Origin of the sequence: Pseudomonas sp. LSJ-87, assembly GCF_032971465.1 — a bacterium.
Classification (GTDB): Bacteria; Pseudomonadota; Gammaproteobacteria; order Pseudomonadales; family Pseudomonadaceae; genus Aquipseudomonas; species Aquipseudomonas putida_Z.
The window spans coordinates 113,479-133,392 of the sequence record NZ_JAWJYQ010000003.1 but is presented as its reverse complement, the minus strand read 5'-3'; the positions used below and the strand labels follow the sequence as shown (position 1 = coordinate 133,392).

20 protein-coding genes and 1 pseudogene are annotated in these 19,914 nt (G+C 61.8%); 6 read left to right on the top strand and 15 right to left on the bottom strand.

The features are described from left to right. Positions 1-114 precede the first annotated feature (114 nt). The gene (selD, locus tag RYH74_RS03630) at positions 115-1,149 is read left to right on the top strand and encodes a selenide, water dikinase SelD (protein WP_075043818.1); all 1,035 of its coding nucleotides are present in this window, start codon (positions 115-117) and stop codon (positions 1,147-1,149) included. Next, the gene (gene mnmH, locus RYH74_RS03625) at positions 1,149-2,261 is read left to right on the top strand and encodes a tRNA 2-selenouridine(34) synthase MnmH (protein ID WP_075043817.1); all 1,113 of its coding nucleotides are present in this window, start codon (positions 1,149-1,151) and stop codon (positions 2,259-2,261) included. Before selD ends, mnmH begins: the two co-directional genes overlap by 1 nt. A gap of 122 nt (positions 2,262-2,383) precedes the next feature. On the opposite strand, the pseudogene RYH74_RS03620 reads toward mnmH, so the two are convergent. The 15 genes and pseudogenes from RYH74_RS03620 to hmpA form a co-directional block, all read right to left on the bottom strand. Next, positions 2,384-2,530: pseudogene (locus RYH74_RS03620) on the bottom strand (lysozyme inhibitor LprI family protein); the annotation flags it as partial. A gap of 31 nt (positions 2,531-2,561) precedes the next feature. Beyond that, a complete protein-coding gene (locus tag RYH74_RS03615; protein ID WP_317408971.1) occupies positions 2,562-3,101 on the bottom strand; it encodes a hypothetical protein in 540 nt (179 codons plus the stop codon). A gap of 12 nt (positions 3,102-3,113) precedes the next feature. Further along, positions 3,114-3,677 (bottom strand): GNAT family N-acetyltransferase, encoded by a 564-nt coding sequence (locus RYH74_RS03610; protein ID WP_008093840.1) that lies wholly within the window; start codon positions 3,675-3,677, stop codon positions 3,114-3,116. A 193-nt stretch (positions 3,678-3,870) separates the two neighbouring features. Then, positions 3,871-4,122 (bottom strand): DUF3077 domain-containing protein, encoded by a 252-nt coding sequence (locus RYH74_RS03605; protein ID WP_075043815.1) that lies wholly within the window; start codon positions 4,120-4,122, stop codon positions 3,871-3,873. Next, positions 4,119-4,373 carry a hypothetical protein gene (locus RYH74_RS03600; RefSeq protein WP_013970985.1) on the bottom strand — a complete coding sequence of 85 codons (255 nt, stop codon included), beginning with the start codon at positions 4,371-4,373 and terminating at the stop codon, positions 4,119-4,121. The genes RYH74_RS03605 and RYH74_RS03600 overlap by 4 nt, the downstream gene beginning before the upstream one ends. 403 nt (positions 4,374-4,776) lie before the next feature. After that, on the bottom strand, positions 4,777-5,160 hold the full coding sequence (locus RYH74_RS03595) for a YkgJ family cysteine cluster protein (RefSeq protein ID WP_003259127.1): 384 nt from the start codon (positions 5,158-5,160) through the stop codon (positions 4,777-4,779). A 159-nt stretch (positions 5,161-5,319) separates the two neighbouring features. Further along, the gene (locus tag RYH74_RS03590) at positions 5,320-6,447 is read right to left on the bottom strand and encodes a hypothetical protein (RefSeq protein WP_075043812.1); all 1,128 of its coding nucleotides are present in this window, start codon (positions 6,445-6,447) and stop codon (positions 5,320-5,322) included. Positions 6,448-6,561: 114 nt separating this feature from the next. Continuing rightward, entirely contained in the window at positions 6,562-7,770 is a 1,209-nt protein-coding gene (gene alaC / locus RYH74_RS03585; protein WP_025337748.1) for an alanine transaminase, read from the bottom strand. Positions 7,771-8,108: 338 nt separating this feature from the next. Then, positions 8,109-8,996: a heme o synthase gene (gene cyoE, locus RYH74_RS03580; RefSeq protein ID WP_025337747.1), complete on the bottom strand. Its 888-nt coding sequence runs from the start codon at positions 8,994-8,996 to the stop codon at positions 8,109-8,111. An 11-nt stretch (positions 8,997-9,007) separates the two neighbouring features. Continuing rightward, the gene (gene cyoD, locus RYH74_RS03575) at positions 9,008-9,340 is read right to left on the bottom strand and encodes a cytochrome o ubiquinol oxidase subunit IV (RefSeq protein ID WP_003259128.1); all 333 of its coding nucleotides are present in this window, start codon (positions 9,338-9,340) and stop codon (positions 9,008-9,010) included. Continuing rightward, positions 9,340-9,963 carry a cytochrome o ubiquinol oxidase subunit III gene (gene cyoC, locus RYH74_RS03570; RefSeq protein ID WP_025337745.1) on the bottom strand — a complete coding sequence of 208 codons (624 nt, stop codon included), beginning with the start codon at positions 9,961-9,963 and terminating at the stop codon, positions 9,340-9,342. Before cyoC ends, cyoD begins: the two co-directional genes overlap by 1 nt. Before the next feature lie 3 nt (positions 9,964-9,966). Then, a complete protein-coding gene (gene cyoB, locus RYH74_RS03565) occupies positions 9,967-11,985 on the bottom strand; it encodes a cytochrome o ubiquinol oxidase subunit I (protein WP_025337744.1) in 2,019 nt (672 codons plus the stop codon). A gap of 3 nt (positions 11,986-11,988) precedes the next feature. Continuing rightward, positions 11,989-12,933 carry a ubiquinol oxidase subunit II gene (gene cyoA / locus RYH74_RS03560; protein WP_015268993.1) on the bottom strand — a complete coding sequence of 315 codons (945 nt, stop codon included), beginning with the start codon at positions 12,931-12,933 and terminating at the stop codon, positions 11,989-11,991. Between the two features lie 559 nt (positions 12,934-13,492). Then, positions 13,493-13,999, bottom strand: coding sequence for a disulfide bond formation protein B (locus RYH74_RS03555; RefSeq protein WP_025337743.1), 507 nt, complete (start codon positions 13,997-13,999; stop codon positions 13,493-13,495). A 631-nt stretch (positions 14,000-14,630) separates the two neighbouring features. Then, entirely contained in the window at positions 14,631-15,809 is a 1,179-nt protein-coding gene (gene hmpA, locus RYH74_RS03550; protein WP_075043809.1) for an NO-inducible flavohemoprotein, read from the bottom strand. Positions 15,810-15,963: 154 nt separating this feature from the next. On the opposite strand from hmpA, the gene norR reads away from it, so the two are divergent. From norR to RYH74_RS03530, 4 genes are all read left to right on the top strand, one after another. Further along, positions 15,964-17,517, top strand: coding sequence for a nitric oxide reductase transcriptional regulator NorR (norR, locus tag RYH74_RS03545; RefSeq protein WP_075043808.1), 1,554 nt, complete (start codon positions 15,964-15,966; stop codon positions 17,515-17,517). 199 nt (positions 17,518-17,716) lie between these two features. Further along, positions 17,717-18,616, top strand: a complete 900-nt coding sequence (locus RYH74_RS03540) for a chemotaxis protein (RefSeq protein WP_075043807.1) — start codon at positions 17,717-17,719, stop codon at positions 18,614-18,616. Positions 18,617-18,704: 88 nt separating this feature from the next. Further along, on the top strand, positions 18,705-19,016 hold the full coding sequence (locus RYH74_RS03535; RefSeq protein ID WP_025337739.1) for a hypothetical protein: 312 nt from the start codon (positions 18,705-18,707) through the stop codon (positions 19,014-19,016). Continuing rightward, positions 19,013-19,747, top strand: coding sequence for a YkgJ family cysteine cluster protein (locus RYH74_RS03530; RefSeq protein WP_317408969.1), 735 nt, complete (start codon positions 19,013-19,015; stop codon positions 19,745-19,747). Before RYH74_RS03535 ends, RYH74_RS03530 begins: the two co-directional genes overlap by 4 nt. Positions 19,748-19,914 lie beyond the last annotated feature (167 nt).

Below are 19,914 nucleotides of genomic sequence, written 5' to 3'. Positions count from 1 at the left end.
GTTCAATAGCGGGGAAAGGCCGGCTTATGCGCCGACGACGGGAATTATAAGAGGCACAGGCGCAAAGGCCAGCTTTGCTACAATCGCGCATCAAATTGACCTCCTGAGGTGCACATGAGCGAGCCGATTCGCCTGACCCAGTACAGCCATGGTGCCGGCTGTGGCTGCAAGATATCCCCCAAGGTGCTGGATGTGATCCTCGCTGAAAGCGGCGCCCAGGCCCTGGACCCGAAACTGTGGGTGGGCAACGCCTCGCGCGACGACGCTGCCGTGTACGCGCTGGATGACGAGCGCGGCGTGGTCTCGACCACCGACTTCTTCATGCCGATCGTCGATGACCCGTACGACTTCGGCCGCATCGCCGCCACCAACGCCATCAGCGACATCTACGCCATGGGCGGCGACCCGCTGATGGCCATTGCCATCCTCGGCTGGCCGGTCAACGTGCTGCCGCCGGAGGTGGCCCGCGAAGTGATCCGAGGTGGCCGTGCGGTATGCGCCGAAGCCGGCATCCCGCTGGCCGGCGGCCACTCCATCGACGCGCCCGAGCCGATCTTCGGCCTGGCCGTTACCGGCGTGGTCAGCAAGCGCCACCTCAAGCGCAACGACACCGCCAGCGCAGGCTGCCACCTGTACCTGACCAAGCCACTGGGTATCGGCATCCTCACCACCGCCGAGAAAAAGGCCAAGCTGCGCACCCAGGACCAGGGCCTGGCTCGCGACTGGATGTGCACCCTCAATACCCCCGGCAGCCGCTTCGGCAAGCTTGACGGGGTCAAGGCCATGACCGACGTCACCGGTTTCGGCCTGCTCGGCCACCTGGTGGAACTGGCCGAAGGCAGTGGCCTTACCGCACACCTGGACTATGCCGCCGTCCCGCGCCTGCCCAGCGTCGACCACTACCTGGCCGAGGGCTGCATCCCCGGCGGTACCCTGCGCAACTTCGACAGCTACGGCCACAAGATCGGCGCCCTGAGCGACGACCAGAAGCACCTGCTGTGCGACCCGCAGACCAGCGGTGGCCTGCTGGTGGCGGTTACCCCTGAAGGTGAAGCCGAGTTCCTGGTGGTGGCCGCCGAACTGGGCCTGCAGCTGGCGCCGATCGGCAAGCTGGTCGAGCGACAGAGCCACGCGGTCGAGGTGATCTGATGCGCCCCGACTGCACCGACTTCCGCCAGTTGTTCCTCGACGACGTGCCGATGATGGACATGCGTGCACCTGTCGAATTTGCCAAGGGCGCCTTCCCCGGTGCCGTAAACCTGCCGCTGATGAATGACCAGGAGCGGCAAAAGGTCGGCACCTGCTACAAGCAGAAGGGCCAAGCTGAAGCCATCGTTCTGGGCCACAAGCTGGTCAGCGGTGAGATCAAGCAGGCACGTCTGGAGGCCTGGGCAAAGTTTGCCGAGGATCACCCGGAAGGCTACCTGTACTGCTTCCGTGGCGGCCTGCGCTCGCATCTTGTGCAAAAAGTGCTGCGCGATGAGAAGGGCATCGACTACCCCCTCGTCGAGGGCGGCTACAAGGCCATGCGCCACTTCCTGCTGGAGACTACCCAACAGGCGGTCGCGCAATGTGATTTCGTGCTCGTGGGCGGCCTGACCGGCACCGGCAAGACCGACGTGCTGCACCTGCTGGACAACGAGCTGGACCTTGAGGGCTACGCCAACCATCGAGGTTCCAGCTTTGGCAAGCGCGCCACTGCACAGCCAGCGCAGATCGACTTCGAGAACAGGCTGGCCATAGACGTGTTGAAAAAACGCGCCCGGGGTATCGAGCAGTTCGTGCTGGAAGACGAAGGCCGAATCGTGGGCAGCTGCACCGTACCGCTGGAGTTGTACCAGGGCATGCAGCAATACCCGCTGGTGTGGCTGGAAGACAGTTTGGCCAACCGCGTGGAGCGTATCCTGCGCGACTACGTGATCGACCTGAGCGCCGAGTTCGTCAGCCTGCATGGTGAAGAAGATGGCCTTCGACTGTTTGCCGAGACGCTTCTGCAGAGCATGGGCAGGATTCACAAGCGCCTCGGCGGCGAGCGCCATCAACGGCTGTCGGAAATCCTGCGCCAGGCGCTGGAAGAACAGCAGCGCAGTGGTTCGGTGGAGTTGCACCGGGTCTTCATCGAAAGCTTGCTGAGCGAGTATTACGACCCGATGTATGCCTACCAGCGTGCAGCGAAAGCAGAGCGTATCGAGTTTGCCGGGGATGCGGTGGAAGTGCGCGAGTACCTCAAGGCCCGGGCGCTGCGCGAACCGCGCAAGTAAAAACGGGGCCGCTTCGCGCCCCATCGCCGGCAAGCCAGCTCCCACAGGTATTGCACTGCCTGACAGGGCATGCGTTCCCTGTGGGAGCTGGCTTGCCGGCGATAGGGCCAGTACAGACAACCTCACTGCCCAGGGCTGAGCACCCGCTCCAGCTCCGCCGCGCGGTCGCGGGTCATGTCCATCACACAGGTCCCACCTTCCAGCTGCGCCATGGTCCCGCCACTGGCCTGCACATGGAACCCGCAATTGCCATCGCGGTAGGCAAGCCAAATACTTGGTCATAAACCCTGCTTGTGGGTATCAGAGCGTCTGTGGCTGTTCCGGCGGCATCAGTACCTTGCCCGGTTCGAAGCGCAGCGACGGCATCTGCGTTGCCGCATACAACGCCACGCCAAGCGCCGCGATCAACACCACATCCAGCCAGCTCCAGCCCGGCATGTCGTCGGCGCTGCGTGCCCTCCAGCAATGCCAGGCCTGGCCCATGCAAAACACCACCATTGCCGCCAGCCACAGGTAGAAACCGGCACCAAAACCGGTCAGGTCATGGAACTCATAGCTCTGATTGTCCGGCAGGCGGTCAATTCCAAAGCTGCTGGCCGCCAGATACACAGCCACCAGCCCGACCAGCAATGCCAGACGACGAAAGCGCCGATGGGCAAGGATTGCCAGGGCCAGCAGCGGGTTGGCAAACCACTGGTACAACCCGAAGGGCATGCCCCAAGGCCCGTACAACAGCATCTGCAGGGCCGGCATGTGGCGGTCGCCACTCATCAGCGCGCCATCGAAGAACAATGCGAGCAGGTACAGCAGCAGGCTGGCGCTCAGGTAAAAAGCTGGCAAGAGATCTACTTCCTATGCAACCGGGGGCTCTAGCAGAAGGCCATAAATACCCGAATCGGACAACTCGCCGGCAACGCACCAACGCGCACGCAATGTGCCTTCCAGCACGAAGCCCTGGCGCTCCAGAGTGCGTGCCGAACCTTGGTTGCGCGGGTCTATCTCGCCTTCCAGGCGGCGCATGTGCAGGGTGTGGGCGAGGTAGTCGATGAAGCAGGTCAGTGCTTCGTCCATGTATCCCCTGCCCTGCACCGCGCTGGCGAGGCAGTAGCCGATTTCACCACGGCGGGATACATCGTCGATGTTGAACAGCTGGACCATGCCGATCAGTTCGCCGTTGTCACGGCGGTACATGCCAAGCTTGAGCTGGTCGCCATTGGCATAGGCTTCGCGGTCGGCGGCCAGGGCGCTTTCGGCTTCGGCCAGGTTTTGCCAGGGTGCATGGTGCCAATAGCGCATGACCTCGGGGTCGGCCATGATTGCCAGCCATTGCGCGGCATCGGCATGGCGCATGGGGCGCAATTGCAGACGCGGGCTGTCGAGGCAGAGGTCACTGGGGAAACTGCGGGGTGGGGTCACGCCGGATCTCCTGTCCATTGCTGAGGAGATGACAGTTTAACGTCAAGCGATCGGTTCAAGCATCCCGGGGCTGCTTTGCAGCCCTTTCGCGACACAAGGCCGCTCCCACGGGTAATCACTGCGCATGAGGCCTGTGGAGACCCTGTGGGAGCTGGCTTGTCGGCGATGGGCCGCAAGGCGGCCCCAAAATCTTTCAGGCGCCCCGATTCAATCCCAACTCCATGTCATTGATCAGCGCCTTGGCCATGGCACTGAGAATCCGCGCCGCGCTGCCGGCGATCTTGTCGCCCTCCATCTCGGCCTCTTCGTTCAGGTGCTTGATACAGCCGATCAGCACCGACAATTCATCGAATGCCAGATCAAGCGGTACACCCGGCTCTACCCGGTACAGCTCAAGGAATTTCTCCGCACCTACGGTGGTGCGGGATTTGAGGTGGTCGCTCATGCCTGGGCCTCCTGCGCCTTTATGTGGGCTAACAAGGCGTGCAACAGGGCAGTTTGCGTCGACATGTTTTCGAGAAGGGTGGAACGCAGGTCCGGGGCTTCTGCGTCGAGGTATTGGAGGATGGTGTTGGAGAGAATGTCCATGACCTGGGTAGCCTGGGACTTCGCGGCTTGGTAAGTAAGGTCGGTAACGGGTGGATCAGGTACAAGTTTTTTCATAGTCATCTCGGAAATATTTTCAGAGGCAACCACTCGCATCCTTCTCACAGATAAGGTGGCAGCCGTACGCGAGGTGAGAAGACCAGTGTCCGAGGCACCGGCCAGACCGAAGTCTGCACGCGCACGGCTGCCATAACTGGCAAGCCATCTCGAAACACCGGGCTTCTCACACCCGATCGCCAATTGTGACGACGCCGAAACGTTATCTCTGAGGTAGCTACTTGCCTATCAGACGGCATCCGACTGAGGCCGTAGGATAATTCCTAATCCCTGGCAACCTGAAGCATTTGGTTTCAGGTTCAGAATCTTCTTACAGCTGATGGCCTCTTCGCGGGCACGCCCGCTCCCACAGGGACCGCACAGTGTTTGAGTCCTGTGCAGTACCTGTGGGAGCGGGCGTGCCCGCGAAGAGGCCGACAAAGGCAACCAGGATGAATCAGGCCACCTCAGCCCCATCATCCGGCCAATGCGGCTCGTTGGCCCCGGGCGGGGTCAGCGGTGGCAGGCCATACGCCGCCCGCGCATCGTCGCAGCTGGGGTTATGCACCCCACCCTCCCACGACGCCTCGAACTCACGGCAGGGGCTGGAACGGTTGGCGTAGATGGTGCACGCCACCTCCTGGCCGATCTCGCCCTGCAGGCTGATGCAGCGGCAGGGTTTGGCATCGGTGCCAATCATGGCAACACGGGTGGGGTTGATCTGTACCACCAGGTCGTCCGGTACAAGGCCCCCGGCAGACTGGCATTCGCCCCAGAAAAAGGACACACGGAAGTACCCGCAGCAGGCGCCGCAGTCAAGGCAAGGGTTGTATTCGGACATGATGGCACGAAGGGAAGGTTGTTGTTATCGGGGCTGGCCCGCGGCGCCATTTTCAATCCAAGCCGGGGCGGCTGGATAGAGGGGGAATGCAAAAATATTTGCCGCTGATCCGGCAATTGAGCATGGACGACCAGCGCCTTCGCCGGCCGCCCGTTCAAGTTAGCGCAATGCCTCGTAGGAAGTGACATCCCAGCGCTGCAGGCCAAGGCCTTCGGTCGGCTCATAGCCATCACCACACACCTTGCTGAAGTGCGTCCGAGCTTCGCCGCAATACACCAGACGGTCGTCCTTTTGACCCTCGGTAAGTACGGTATACGACTTGCTGCGCATGGCCTTGTACTGCCCTTCCGCACCAGCCATGACCGTGTGATATTGCATCAATTGGTTGTTGCTCAGGGACAGGCGCTTGTCCAGTTGCACACCCCAGCGGGTCAGACATACCTCGGCAAAATGGCGAACGATCAACCCCGGCTCCGCCAGTACCTTGCCGTCACCCGCACCGTCGACGGAGGCGTTGCCCACCAGCGTGGCATGCCGGCCTGGCATGGGGTAGATGCACATCCGCGTATCCGGTTCGACCGAGGGGATCACACAGGCGAAACCTTTGGATCGTTCGTCCCGCGAATAGAAACCCACGTACTCGCGGACATTGCCCGCCAGGGTTACCCGCTGGCTTTGCAGGTTACCGATGCCTGGCACCGGGTCGATGACGAAGATATTGACGGGTATGTCCCGTAATACAGGGTCCTGCGCCATGGCGTTGGCCAGCATGTGGCAACTGATGCCTCCCCTGCTCCAGCCCACCAGGTTCACCTGGGTCGGCAAGCGCGGCTTGCGGAACAAGCTGATGATGCGCTCCTGCAACTCTTGCGGTGTTGGATGGCGCTCGCCGTAGTCGTAGGTGCGCCAGAACCAGGAGGCTGTGGAGGAAACATCCGGAATGGGTACGCCAGCATCCTTGAGGCGCTCGTACTCCTCCTCGCTCAACTTGGTGCGCTGCCAGCTGCTTTCACCCTTGATCACCTGCAGCACATGGTTGACGTTCTCTTCCCACCCGCGGCCGAACAACTGACCGGTCCAGTTGAAGTAGCCGCCAGGCTCGACGAACAGATTGTCATCCTGGAGGTTGCCGCTGCCGGGGCCGTCAACGGCGATCCAGTGGGCAAATTCGCGGCCCTGGTCATTGCTGGCCAGGGTCGAGACCAGCTCGCCATTCCAGAAGTTGGGGTTGGCGTCGTCGAAGCGGTGGGAACCGGTACCGCAGAAGTAGGCAGTGAAGACACTCATTTGTGGATCTCTGTGGTGAGAAATGAGTGCGGAAAAATAGGTAGATCAATCGGTGGGATGCAGGTGGAAAACTCGCCCTTGAGTCAGTCGGGGCTGCTTTGCAGCCCCAACAGCTTATTTGCGGGCCACCCCATCAGCCCGGAACATCTGCCGGATCCCGCGAATCGCCTGGCGAATACGGTCCTGGTTCTCGATCAGGGCAAAGCGCACATGGTCATCACCATAATCACCAAAGCCGATCCCCGGCGACACGCATACCTTGGCCTCGGCCAGCAGCTTCTTGGAAAACTCCAGCGAGCCCAGGTGCGCGTACTCCGGCGGGATCTTCGCCCACACGTACATCGAGGCCTTGGGGTTCTCGACCATCCAGCCCAGCTCGTGCAGCCCTTTCACCAGCAGGTTGCGGCGCTGGCGGTATTGCTCGGCGATGTCGCGCACGCACTGCTGGTCGCCTTCCAGTGCTGCAATGGCAGCCACCTGCAGCGGGGTGAAGGTGCCGTAGTCGTGGTAGCTCTTGATCCGCGCCAGGGCACTGACCAACTCGGGGTTGCCGACCATGAAACCGATCCGCCAGCCGGCCATGTTGTAGCTCTTGGACAGGGTGAAGAACTCCACCGCGATGTCCTTTGCCCCCGGCACCTGCATGATCGACGGGGCTTTCCAGCCGTCGTAGACGATGTCGGCGTAGGCCAGGTCATGCACCACCAGCACGTTGTACTGCTTGGCCAAAGCCACCACGCGTTCGAAGAAGTCCAGCTCCACACACTGGGCGGTGGGGTTGGACGGGAAACCGAGGATCATCATCTTCGGCTTGGGGATCGACTCGCGGATGGCCCGCTCGAGTTCGTTGAAGAAGTCCACACCCGGTACCAGTGGCACCGAACGCACCTGGGCACCGGCAATCACCGCTCCGTAGATATGGATCGGGTAGCTGGGGTTGGGCACCAGCACCGTGTCGCCCTGGTCGAGGGTGGCCAGCATCAGGTGTGCCAGGCCTTCCTTCGAGCCGATGGTGACGATGGCTTCGCTTTCCGGGTCGATGTCGACCTCGTAGCGTTCCTTGTACCAGTTGGAGATGGCCCGACGCAGGCGCGGGATGCCACGGGAGGTGGAGTAGCCGTGGGTGTCTTCACGCTGGGCGACCTGCACCAGCTTCTCGACGATGTGCGGCGGGGTGGCGCCATCGGGGTTGCCCATGCTCAGGTCGATGATGTCCTCGCCACGGCGGCGGGCGGCCATCTTGAGCTCGGCAGTGATGTTGAAGACGTAAGGGGGGAGACGATCGATGCGCGCAAAGCGGCGCGGCGAACCTGGGTTGGCCATGGCTTCCTCTGAGTACGTAAGCGCCCGGAACCGTCCGAGCGACGCTGGCCGATGTGGCGGCCTGAATCAGAAGATAGTGCCGATAGAGGATGCTTGTAAAGGACAATTTCCTGTTTTCATAGATCTTTTCAGATGTATTTTTTGAAAATAAGAAATTTATATCCTGCTGTGCCGGCCTCTTCGCGGGCTTGCCCGCTCCCACAGGATTACTCACCTGCCCCGAGACCTGCGCCGTACCTGTGGGAGCGGGCGAGCCCGCGAACGAGGCCGGCACAGAAAAACGCCCATAAAAAAACCCCGGCACAGTGGCCGGGGTTTTCGTGAAACAGGCAGCAGTATCAGCGTGCGTATGTCATCAGCACGTCCGCAGCGGTCTGGCTGTCCACACCCATCATCACGCTCAGGGCAGTGACGGTGAGGATGGAGAAGCCGAACACCTTGCGGGCCCACTTGCTGTCGTCCTCGGCCTTGTAGCCACCCCAGGCCATGTACAGCCAGTACAGGCCCATGGCTGCTGCCACGGCCAGGTAGCCGAGGCCGGCGTAACCGCCGAGGGTAAGCATCAAGGTCGCGAGCACGAAGGCCAGCACGTACAGCACGATCTGCTTCTTCGCCGCGAGGATGCCACGTGCCACCGGCAGGACCGGTATGTTGGCAGCGCTGTAATCCTTGAAGCGGAAGATCGCGATGGCGAAGCTGTGCGGCATCTGCCACAGGCTGAACATCACCAGCAGGGTAACCGCAGCCAGGTCGAAGCTGTTGCTCACGGCGCAATAGCCGATCACCGGAGGCATGGCACCAGACAGGCTGCCGACCAAGGTGCCGTGCACCGATTTACGCTTCAGCCACAGGCTGTAGAAACCGACGTAGACGATGAAGCCGATCAGCGCACAGAACGCCGACAGCGGGTTGGCCTGGACATACAGCAGGCTGAAACCCGCCACCCCGAGCAGGGTGGCGTAGATCAGCGCGAGGGGCAGCGACATGCCGCCCTGGACCATGACGCGGTTCTTGGTGCGCTCCATCTTGTGGTCGATGTCACGGTCGATGCAGTTGTTGAACACGCATCCGGACGCAACCACCAGCGAAGTACCGATCACCACCGCCAGGAACAGGGCGAAATCCACATGGCCCTTCGAGGCAAGGAAGAAACCGCCTGCCACGGAAAGCACGTTACCGAAAATGATCCCCGGTTTGGTGATTTGGATAAAGTGCTTAACGGACATGCAGTCTTACCTCACTTGGCCAACATTTCGAAGTGGATGCTGAACATGATCCACAGCGACAGGCCGACAAGCAGAGCGATCACCAGGGTGGTGAACAGGAACGTCGAAACGTTGTTGCGTTGCTCTTTCGAGCGGTCCATGTGCAGGAAGTACACGAGGTGCACTACTACCTGGATCACGGCCATGGCAACAATGATCAGAACGGTCAGGTTCTTCGGCAGGCTTGGCGACATGGCCAGGCCGAACGGGATCGCAGTCAGGATGATCGACAGAATGAAGCCGATCATGTACGACTTGACGCTGCCGTGGTTACCTTCGTGATGAGTGTCGTGTGCGTTAGCCATTACAGAACTCCCAGCAGGTAGACGACGGTGAATACGCAGATCCAGACCACGTCCAGGAAGTGCCAGAACAGGCTCAGGCAGCTCATGCGGGTCTTGGCGGTCGGCGTGATGCCGTGCTTGTTGATCTGGTACATCATGATTGCCATCCAGATCAGGCCAGCGGTCACGTGCAGACCGTGGGTACCTACCAGGGCGAAGAAGCCCGACAGGAAGCCACTGCGCTGCGGGCCGAAGCCCTCGGCGATCAGGTGATGGAATTCGTAGATTTCCATCGCGATGAAGCCTGCACCGAACAGGAAGGTCACAGCCAACCAGCCCAGTACGCCAGCTTTCTTGCCATCGAACATCTTCAGCATGGCGAAGCCGAAGGTGATCGAGGACAGCAGCAGGAACAGCGTTTCAACAGCTACGAAATCGAGCTGGAAGATGTCATGACCCGACGGGCCGCCGGCAAAACTGCCGGACAGCACCGCGTAGGTGGCGAAGAGCGACGCAAACAGGATGCAGTCGGTCATCAGGTACAGCCAGAAACCGAGTACGGTCATCTGGCCCGAGTCGTGGTGGTGGTCGTCATGCCCATGGTCGTGACCATGAGCAGCACCGTGCATTACTTGACTGGACATTGATTACACCCGCTCAAACGATTCGACACGTGCGCCGGCAGGCAGAGCACCTGCTTTGGCCAGCGCTTTCATGCGCTCGCCTTCGATGCGCGCCACTTCTTCGGCCGGAACCATGTAGCCCTGGTCGTCACGCGCAGCGTGGCGAACGAAGACAGCGATGGTTGCAACCAGGCTCGCGCCAACCAGCCACCAGATGTGCCAGATGAAGGCGAAGCCGAAGACGGTCAGGAACAGGCCCATGAACAAACCGGTGGCGGTGTTGCTCGGCATGTGGATCGCTTCGTACTTGGCCGCAGGCTTGTAGGCGACACCGGCTTCCTTGGCTTCGTGCCAGGCGTCCAGGCCAACCTTCTCAGGCATGTGGGCGAAGTTGTAGAACGGAGGTGGCGACGAAGTCGACCATTCCAGGGTACGGCCGCCCCATGGGTCGCCGGTCACGTCCAGGTTCTGGTTGCGGTCGCGAACCGATACGTACAGCTGGATCAGCTGGCAGGCGATACCGAACAGGATCAGCACGGCGCCGACAACGGCTACGTACAGGTAGGGTTCCCACAGTGGGTTGTCGGAGTGGTTCAGACGACGGGTCATGCCCATGAAGCCCAGGGCGTACAGCGGCATGAACGCTACGTAGAAGCCCGAGATCCAGAACCAGAAGGCAGCCTTGCCCCACTTCTCGTTCAGGGTGAAACCGAAGGCTTTCGGGAACCAGTAGGCGAAGCCGGCGATGTAGCCGAATACCGCACCACCGATGATCACGTTGTGGAAGTGAGCAATTACGAACAGGCTGTTGTGCAGCACGAAGTCAGCACCTGGAACAGCCAGCAGAACGCCAGTCATGCCACCGATGGAGAAGGTGATCATGAAGCCCAGGGTCCACATGATCGGCGCGGTGAAGCGCAGACGGCCCTGGTAGATGGTGAACAGCCAGTTGAACAGTTTCACACCGGTCGGAATGGAGATCAGCATCGTCGCCAGGCCGAAGAAGGTGTTGACGCTGGCGCCGGCACCCATGGTGAAGAAGTGGTGCAGCCATACGGCGAAGCCCAGCACGGCGATGGCGCCCGATGCGTAGATCATCGAGTGGTGGCCGAACAGACGCTTGCCGGAGAAGGTCGAGGTAACTTCCGAGAACACACCGAAGGCCGGCAGGATCAGGATGTAGACCTCAGGGTGACCCCACGCCCAGAACAGGTTGACGTACATCATCGGGTTCCCACCAAGCTCGTTGGTGAAGATGTGGAAGTCCAGATAACGGTCAACAGTCAGCAGAGCGAGTGCAGCGGTCAGGATCGGGAAGGAAGCCACGATCAGCACGTTGGCCCAGGTGCAGGTCCAGGTGAAGATCGGCATGTCCATCAGCTTCATGCCAGGTGCGCGCATCTTCATCACGGTGACGAGGAAGTTCACGCCGGTAAGCGTCGTACCCAAGCCTGAGAGCTGTAGCGCCCAGATGTAGTAGTCGACACCCACCCCAGGGCTGTACTGAATGCCCGCGAGCGGCGGATAGGCAACCCAGCCGGTCTTGGCGAATTCACCAACGCCCAGCGAGATGTTGACCAGCAGCACGCCTGCCAGCAGCAGGTAGAAGCTCAGGGAGTTCAGGAACGGGAAGGCAACGTCACGTGCACCGATCTGCAGAGGAACCGCCAGGTTCATCAGGCCGGTGAAGAACGGCATCGCCATGAAGATGATCATGATCACACCGTGAGCGGTGAAGATCTGGTCATAGTGTTCAGGCGGCAGGTAGCCTTCGGAGCCACCGGTAGCGGCAGCCAGCTGGGTACGCATCATGATGGCGTCGGCAAAGCCGCGCAGCAGCATGACCATCGCGACGATGATGTACATCACCCCGATTTTCTTGTGGTCGACAGTCGTCAACCACTCGCTCCACAAGTAGGTCCACTTGCGGAAGTAGGTGATAGCACCGACGACAGCGATACCACCGAGCGCGATCATGGCAAGCGTCACCATGACTATCGGCTCGTGATAGGGTATCGCCTCCAGGCTTAGTTTACCGAACATCTCTTACTCCTCTGCACCGGCAGCTGGTTGCATACTCGATTCCACACCCTTGGTAGTGGCCAGATCTTTGCTGCCTGCTTCTTCGTGGCTCGGACGACCGCGGTTCATGCCTTCGTACTTGTCGACGATCAGCTGGAACTGGTCTGGCGAAGCCTCGCTATACAGCGCGACTGGGTTGTTTTCGCTTGGTTTGGCCAAGGCGTCGTATTCGGCCTTGTCCAGCTTCTTCGGCGACTGCTTGACCTCGGCGACCCACTTGTCGAAGTCTTCCTGAGAGGTGGCAGTAGCCTTGAATTTCATGCCGGTGAAGCCAGCACCGCTGTAGTTGGCGCTGATACCGTCGAACTCGCCGTTTTCGTTGGCGATCAGGTGCAGCTTGGTGGTCATGCCGGCCATGGCGTAGATCTGGCCGCCCAGGCCCGGGATGAAGAACGAGTTCATCACGGCGTCGGAAGTGACGCGGAAGTTGACCGGAGTGTTAGCCGGGAAGACGATCTTGTTGACCGTGGCAATGCCCTGCTCCGGGTAGATGAACAGCCACTTCCAGTCCAGCGCGACCACGTCGATCTGCACCGGCTTCACATCGGAATCCAGCGGACGGTACGGGTCCAGCTTGTGGGTGGAGTGGTAGGTGAAGTAGCCCAGGGCGATGATGATCAGGATCGGGATGATCCACACCGCGGCTTCGATCTTGGTCGAGTGCGACCAGTCAGGGGTGTAGGTGGCAGCCTTGTTGGAAGCACGGTACTTCCAGGCGAAAACCACGGTCATGATAATGACAGGAATCACCACCAGCAGCATCAGGCCGGTAGCGATCAGGATCAGGTTCTTTTGCTCAATGCCGACCTGACCTTTCGGGTCGAGCAGGGTCCAGTTGCACCCACTGAGTAAAAGCATGCCTAAAAAGGGCAATATGCCAAACAGTCTGGGGTAACGCTTTTTACTCATCTCACGACCTCTAGATCAGCTTGCTTCAATGCAATTTGTGTTTTGGTAGCCAACACTTCGTCCTGCCAAGTGCGGCATTTCGCGCCCGTACTCGCTCCTGCCCGGGGTCCGACTGCAGGACCTTGGCGTCAAGCGGGTTAGCGGTGCTTATGGTTTCGTAGGCAACAGGCCTGTACTTCAGACCAAGTCCATTTGGTGCGGGAAAACGCGGAGGGGGGTCCGCCCGGTATCGCCGTTGGGCGAAACTTGACGAAGTCAGCAAAAAGGAGCGCTGGGGCTTCCTTCAATCCTGCGACTTGCAAGCAGTGCCGAACGGAAATTGGGGGCGATTGTAGATAGGTCGCCAACCCTTGACTATGACTTATTGAGCAACAGTCCTTTACAGAATCTGTAACAATGCTGCTCAAAAATTCAACTTCGCGACAGTTTGTCGCACCCCGCTTGATAGGCCCCAAAGCCGCATTCTGCAAGGCCTCTGGGTTGATCTGGATCAAGCGGTGAGCGAATTTTCCCTCTTCTCATGCGGCGTAAAAGACCCCATGCCATTCGGGACTTTTGTCTAAGCCTGGCGTCGGTTGCGGTAGATCCCGAGCGGAACCAGGACGGCCGTCAGGACAAACGCCACCAGCGCCCATTGCGCCAGCGACAGACCGAGGATCGGCGGGTACGGCGTGCTGCAGAAGCCGTCGACCTGGAACACCAGCGGCCAGAGCTTGGCCAGCGGCAGGTCGTCCACGATCGGCTGCAGGGTGTCGATGCCGCAACTGACCATGGGGTTGGCGAGTATATACACATGGTTGCCGGCCGCAACGATTCCGCCAATGGCGCTGAGTACCACCAGTGCCTCGAAGAAGGTCAGGCTGCGACGCCCGGGCATCGCCGCGGCGATGAAGGCGAACACGGCGATGAACAACAGTGCATAACGTTGCAGGATGCACAGCGGGCATGGTGCCTCGCCCAGGACTATCTGCATGTAGAGGGCGCCACCGATCAGCGAAAGGCAGATCAGGCCCAACAGTACCAGAAAGCGCCGTTCCCGATTCAGGCGCGATGTTTGTTCGTTCATTGCCGGTTCCTTCGATGGATAGTGGCAGCGTGATCCGCCTGCCTGGCGCAAGTCTACACGCTGGGCAGGGCCTTTGAGCGTGCCGAGGAAGCGGCGTGATAGCGCTGCGCAGGGCTATCCGGTGTGGCTGAGACCGGCCGCAACGACGTCGGTTCAACGCCGGGCGGCAAAAAAGCGGCTGCCCGGGTGCCGCGCAGGGGCAAGCCCCTCGACACCCGGGAGTGAAGGATACCGTGATTAAAGGAGGATTAAAGATGAAAGCTGCACAGCCGCTTTCATCTCTCCTTTATATAGGCAGGAAGGTGAGGTGCGGCCCAGCCGCTGGCAAGCCAGCCCCCAGGCGGCGAATGCGATCGACCGTTTCGTTCTCGATTACCCACGGGCGGGAGCAGTGCTGCAAGGGAGCTGGCTTGCCAGCGGCTGGGATGAATACGCTGCAAGCCTGTACCGGCCTCTTCGCGGGTAAACCCGCTCCCACAGGGATCGCGCAGGCTTTGAAATCTGCGCGATCCCTGTGGGGGCTGGCTTGTTGAAAACCACAGAATTTCCCACAGGCCCCCACAAGTTTTGAAACCTGTGCGGTCCCTGTGGGAGCGGGTTTACCCGCGAAGAGGCCAGTGCAGGCGCTACATCACTCCAGCGCAGCCGCCGGCCCGAAGAACTCGTAGCGGCTCTGCTGCTCTGGCACACCAAGGCCTTTCAGCTGGCGCTTGACCGCCGCCATGAAGCCCTTGGGCCCGAGGAAGTAGGCATCCACGTCTCGCTCTTGCGGCAGCCACTCGGCCAGCAGGTCCTCGCTCAGCAGGCCCACGGCATCAGCCGCGGCACCACCCTGCGGCTCTGCATAGCAGTAGAAGCGCTTGAGCTGCGGGTGACGCTCGGCCAGCTCGTCGATCCAGTCGCGGAAGGCATGCACGGCGCCGTTACGGGCGCAGTGAATGAAATGCACCTCACGCTGGGTTTGCAGTGCCGCCTGCAGCATTGGCAAGGTCGGGGTAATACCCACGCCACCGCTGATCAGCACCAGCGGCTTGTCGCTCGCTGCCAGGGTGAAATCGCCAGCCGGCGGGAACAGCTGCAGGGTATCGCCCACCGCCAGCACATCGTGCAGGTAGTTGGAGACCTTGCCACCCGCCTCGCGCTTGACGCTGATGCGGTATTCCTTGCCGTCGCACAGTGCCGACAGGGAGTAGTTGCGGCGCTGCTCGGCGCCGTCGATGTCCAGCTTCAGGCCGATGTACTGGCCAGGCTCGGCCTTGAGCACCGGCTTGCCATCCACAGGGGCAAAGTAGAACGAAACGATTTCGCTGCTTTCCTGCTCACGGCGCACCAGGCGGAATTCGCGGGTACCGCGCCAGCCGCCTTCGGCTTCTTCCTTCTGTTTATAGAGGTTCTCTTCCGCACCGATCAGGATGTCGGCCAGCTGGCCATAGGCCGCGCCCCAGGCGTCGATCACGGCAGGGGTGGCGATTTCCTTGCCAAGCACTTCTTCGATGGCACGCAGCAGGCAGCTACCGACGATCGGGTAGTGCTCCGGCAGAATCTGCAGGGCAACGTGCTTGTTGATGATCTGGCCGACCAGGCCGCCAAGCTGCTCCAGCTGGTCGATGTGGCGGGCATACATCAGCACGCCGTTGGCCAGGGCGCGCGGTTGGTCACCGCTGGCCTGGTGGGCCTGGTTGAACAGCGGGCGCACTTGCGGGTACTCGCTGAGCATCATCTTGTAGAAGTGGGTGGTCAGCGCTTCGCCGCCGCTTTCCAGCAGGGGGACAGTGGCCTTGATGATTGCACGTTGTTCGGCATTGAGCATTGCAACAACTCCTGAGCCTGTGGCTTCAAATGACTGCCCGAGCTACTACATCAATCATGCCAACTTTTATCTCCAGCAAAATCAGGGGTTTGACGCAGGTCATGTCAAAACGACCCACCTCGACGTATAGTCATATCGACCCACAGGAGTCCATATGACCACGAAGCCCCTGCTCACCACCCTGCTGCCCCTGGTCAGCGACCTTTCCCGCGACCTACCCGACCAGGAACGCTATCGCCGCCTGCTGCAGGCCATGCGTGGGTTGCTGCCCTGCGATGCCGCCGCGCTGCTGCGCCTGGACGGCGAGTGGCTGGTGCCGCTGGCAGTGGACGGCCTGAGCCCCGATACCCTGGGCCGGCGCTTCCGGGTCAGCGAGCACCCACGCTTCCAGATCCTGCTCAGCAGCGCGGAACCCACCCGCTTCGCCAGCGACTCCGAGCTGCCCGACCCTTACGACGGCCTGGTCAACGCCCCCGATGCCAACCTGGAAGTACATGACTGCATGGGCTGCCCGTTGATGGTCGACGAGCGCCCTTGGGGCCTGGTTACCCTCGACGCCCTCACCCCCGGGCAATTCCAGAGCCTGGAGCTGGGTGCCCTGCAGGCCTTCGCCAGCCTGGCCGCCGCCACGGTCACCGTGGCCGAGCGCATCGAGCACCTGGCCCTGCGCGCGGAAGACGAACACCACCGCGCGGAGATCTACCGCCAGGCCAGCGGCCAGGATAAAGAGCTGATTGGCCAGAGCCCCGCGCACAAGCGCCTGGTGGAGGAAATCCGACTGGTCGGTGGCAGCGACCTGACCGTGCTGATCACCGGTGAGACCGGCGTCGGCAAGGAGCTGGTGGCCCAGGCCCTGCACCAGGCCAGCAACCGCGCCGACAAACCGCTGGTCAGCCTCAACTGTGCCGCCCTGCCCGACACCCTGGTGGAAAGCGAACTGTTCGGCCATGTGCGCGGTGCCTTCACCGGCGCCCATGGCGAGCGCCGCGGCAAGTTCGAGTTGGCCAATGGCGGCACACTGTTCCTCGACGAAGTCGGTGAGCTGCCACTGACGGTGCAAGCCAAGCTGTTGCGCGTGCTGCAGAGCGGCCAGTTGCAGCGCCTGGGCTCGGATCGCGAACACCGGGTGGATGTGCGCCTGATCGCAGCCACCAACCGCGACCTGGCAGCAGAAGTACGCACTGGCAACTTCCGCGCCGACTTCTACCACCGCCTCAGCGTATACCCGCTGCATGTGCCGCCGTTGCGCGAACGTGGGCGCGATGTGCTGCTACTGGCCGGCTACTTCCTCGAACAGAACCGTTCGCGCCTGGGCCTGAACAGCCTGCGCCTTAGCAGCGAGGCCCAGGCCGCGCTGCTGGCCTACGACTGGCCAGGCAACGTGCGTGAACTGGAACACCTGATCGGCCGCTCGGCGCTCAAGGCGCTGGGCCAACATTCCGACAGGCCACGCATCCTCACCCTGGAAGCCATCGACCTGGACCTGCGCGCAACGGCAACGCCCGGCACCCCGCCCTCCCCTGCTGTGCCCTTGCCGGCGGCACCGCTACCCGAGGGGGGCCTGCGCGCAGCCGTCGACGACTACCAGCGCCAGGTGATCGAGGCCTGCTTGCAGCGGCACGAAGAAAACTGGGCAGCGGCTGCCCGGGAACTCGGCCTGGACCGCGCCAACCTTAGTCGCCTGGCCCGTAGGCTCGGGCTGCGCTGATTGAAACCAGCGCGGTACCTGTGGGAGCGGCTTTAGCCGCGAAGAATCCAACGCGGTGCATGGCACCGGCTGCGCCGGTGTTCGCGGCTAAAGCCGCTCCCACAGGGTCCAGAGCATTCCTTGGCTCGGTGCAAAATGACTAAAGCCAAGCCCGAACAGGCCGATAACCGGTTATCCCCTGTTCCCCACGAAGGTCACCATGGCCACGCAAAATGCCCGCGCGGATTCGCTGTCCCTGCTGCTGTTCACCCTGCGCAGCGGCAAGTTGATGGCAATCAACCTGCTCAAGGTCAGCGAGATAATTCCCTGCCCGCCGCTGACCAAGCTGCCCGAATCGCACCCCCACGTGAAAGGCGTGGCGACCCTGCGCGGTAATCCGCTGTCGGTCATCGACCTGTCCCGCGCCATCGGCGAACGGCCGCTGGCTGACCCGGACGGCGGCTGCCTGATCGTCACCGAGATCAGCCGCTCGCGCCAGGGCCTGCATGTACAGGCGGTCAGCCGCATCGTGCATTGCCTGAGCACCGACATCAAACCACCACCCTACGGCTCGGGCAGCCGCTCGTTCATCACCGGCGTGACCCGGGTCGACAACACCCTGGTGCAGGTGCTGGACATCGAAAAAGTCATCCACGCCATCGCCCCGCCGGTGCCCGAGCAGCCTCACGGCACCTTGAGCGAGGAAGATGCCAGCCTGCTGGCCGCCGCCAACATCCTGGTGGTGGACGACAGCCAGGTGGCCCTGCAGCAGTCGGTGCACACCCTGCGCAACCTCGGCATCGAATGCCATACCGCGCGCAGCGCCAAGGACGCCATCAACGTGCTGCTTGAACTGCAAGGCACCGCGCAGGAAATCAACGTGATCGTCTCCGACATCGAAATGAGCGAAATGGACGGCTACGCCTTCACTCGCACCCTGCGCGAAACCCCCGATTTCCAGCATCTGTACATATTGCTGCACACCTCGCTGGACAGCGCCATGAGCAGCGAAAAGGCGACCCAGGCCGGGGCCAATGCCATCCTCACCAAGTTCTCCTCGCCGGAGCTGACCGACTGTCTGGTGGTGGCGGCGCGCGCCGTGGTGTTCGCCGAACGCTGATATATTCGGAGACAAACTCCCCGGCTTGCCGCCGGGGTCGAGTCGGGCATAATTCGCGCCCCTCGCAAGTAACTTGCCGGAATCGCGTATGAAGTTTCTCAGCTCTATCCTGATCAGTTGCGCCCTCTTCAGCGGTATCGCCCAGGCCTCCAGCAGCCAGGCCTGGAACGAGCAGCGCCAGCAGATGCTCAAGGCCTGCCTGGCCGCCAGCCAGTTCAAGGATGCCCACGCCCGCAGCAAGCCCGCCGAGTTCGATGACCAGGTCGGCATGAGCGCCCTGCTGATCGAAGGCGTCTACCCCCAGAAGCACATGCAGCAGCGCACCGGCACCGAGCTTTGCCTTTACGACCGCCAGCACCAGCGCGCCTTCGTCAGCGAGTGGAGCCCGGAAGCCAAGTGACCGACAGCCTGCGTTTCGCCTGTACCGGCTGCGGCAAGTGCTGTACCGGCCACCACGTGCCCTTGACCCTGGCCGAAGCGCGCCGCTGGGCGGACAACGGCGGCCAGGTGGTGGTGCTGATCGAAGCCTTCGTGGCAGACGGCCCTGGCATGCCGGTAGAACAGCGTGATCATGTGCTGCGTCGTTCCCATCCCGTGCCCTGTGGCGACGGCGAGGCGCGCGTATCGGTGACCTTTGCCGCCTTCAACCCCGGGCGCTGCCGCAACCTCGACGACAACGACCTGTGCACCATCTATGACCAGCGGCCGCTGGTCTGTCGCATCTACCCGGTGGAAATAAACCCGCATATCCCGCTGCGGCCAGGCAGCAAGGACTGCCCGCCGGAAGCCTGGCAACAGGGGCCGGAGCTGATTCACGGCAGGCAACTGGTCGATGCCGGGCTGGAGGCGCTGGTGCAGGCCTCGCGCCAGGCCGACCGCGATGATATCGCCGCCAAGGTGGCGGTGTGCCAAGCGCTGGGCATGACCACCAGTGCGCTCAAGGGCAACGGGTTTACTGCCTACTTACCTGACATGGGCGCGTTCAGCGCGGCCCTGGCCCAGGTACCGGAGGCTGGCCGGGCACAGTGGGCCCTGCATGTGGAGGACGCGGCGCTGGTGGCGAGCCTGCAGGAGCATGGTTTGCGCACCACCAACGAGCCCCCGGTGTATTACGCCTTCATCGGTTTCTAGGTAAGCAGTACCGACCCTATCGCCGGCAAGCCCCACAGGGATAACACATGGCTTCAGGTCGACGCGGTCAGGGTGGGAGCGGCCTTGTGTCGCGATGGGCTGCGACGCAGCCCCGGGATTTTGGCCATGGTGCTGATATTGCTGGGGCTGCTCTGCAGCCCTTTCGC

Coding starts and splice junctions, on each gene's coding strand:
- RYH74_RS03555 (WP_025337743.1), bottom strand. CDS start 13,999: ATGAACGAACAAACATCGCGCCTGAATCGGGAACGGCGCTTTCTGGTA.
- hmpA (WP_075043809.1), bottom strand. CDS start 15,809: ATGCTCAATGCCGAACAACGTGCAATCATCAAGGCCACTGTCCCCCTG.
- mnmH (WP_075043817.1), top strand. CDS start 1,149: ATGCGCCCCGACTGCACCGACTTCCGCCAGTTGTTCCTCGACGACGTG.
- selD (WP_075043818.1), top strand. CDS start 115: ATGAGCGAGCCGATTCGCCTGACCCAGTACAGCCATGGTGCCGGCTGT.
- RYH74_RS03540 (WP_075043807.1), top strand. CDS start 17,717: ATGGCCACGCAAAATGCCCGCGCGGATTCGCTGTCCCTGCTGCTGTTC.
- RYH74_RS03605 (WP_075043815.1), bottom strand. CDS start 4,122: ATGAGCGACCACCTCAAATCCCGCACCACCGTAGGTGCGGAGAAATTC.
- cyoD (WP_003259128.1), bottom strand. CDS start 9,340: ATGGCTAACGCACACGACACTCATCACGAAGGTAACCACGGCAGCGTC.
- alaC (WP_025337748.1), bottom strand. CDS start 7,770: ATGGCCAACCCAGGTTCGCCGCGCCGCTTTGCGCGCATCGATCGTCTC.
- RYH74_RS03590 (WP_075043812.1), bottom strand. CDS start 6,447: ATGAGTGTCTTCACTGCCTACTTCTGCGGTACCGGTTCCCACCGCTTC.
- cyoA (WP_015268993.1), bottom strand. CDS start 12,933: ATGAGTAAAAAGCGTTACCCCAGACTGTTTGGCATATTGCCCTTTTTA.
- RYH74_RS03595 (WP_003259127.1), bottom strand. CDS start 5,160: ATGTCCGAATACAACCCTTGCCTTGACTGCGGCGCCTGCTGCGGGTAC.
- cyoC (WP_025337745.1), bottom strand. CDS start 9,963: ATGTCCAGTCAAGTAATGCACGGTGCTGCTCATGGTCACGACCATGGG.
- cyoB (WP_025337744.1), bottom strand. CDS start 11,985: ATGTTCGGTAAACTAAGCCTGGAGGCGATACCCTATCACGAGCCGATA.
- norR (WP_075043808.1), top strand. CDS start 15,964: ATGACCACGAAGCCCCTGCTCACCACCCTGCTGCCCCTGGTCAGCGAC.
- cyoE (WP_025337747.1), bottom strand. CDS start 8,996: ATGTCCGTTAAGCACTTTATCCAAATCACCAAACCGGGGATCATTTTC.
- RYH74_RS03535 (WP_025337739.1), top strand. CDS start 18,705: ATGAAGTTTCTCAGCTCTATCCTGATCAGTTGCGCCCTCTTCAGCGGT.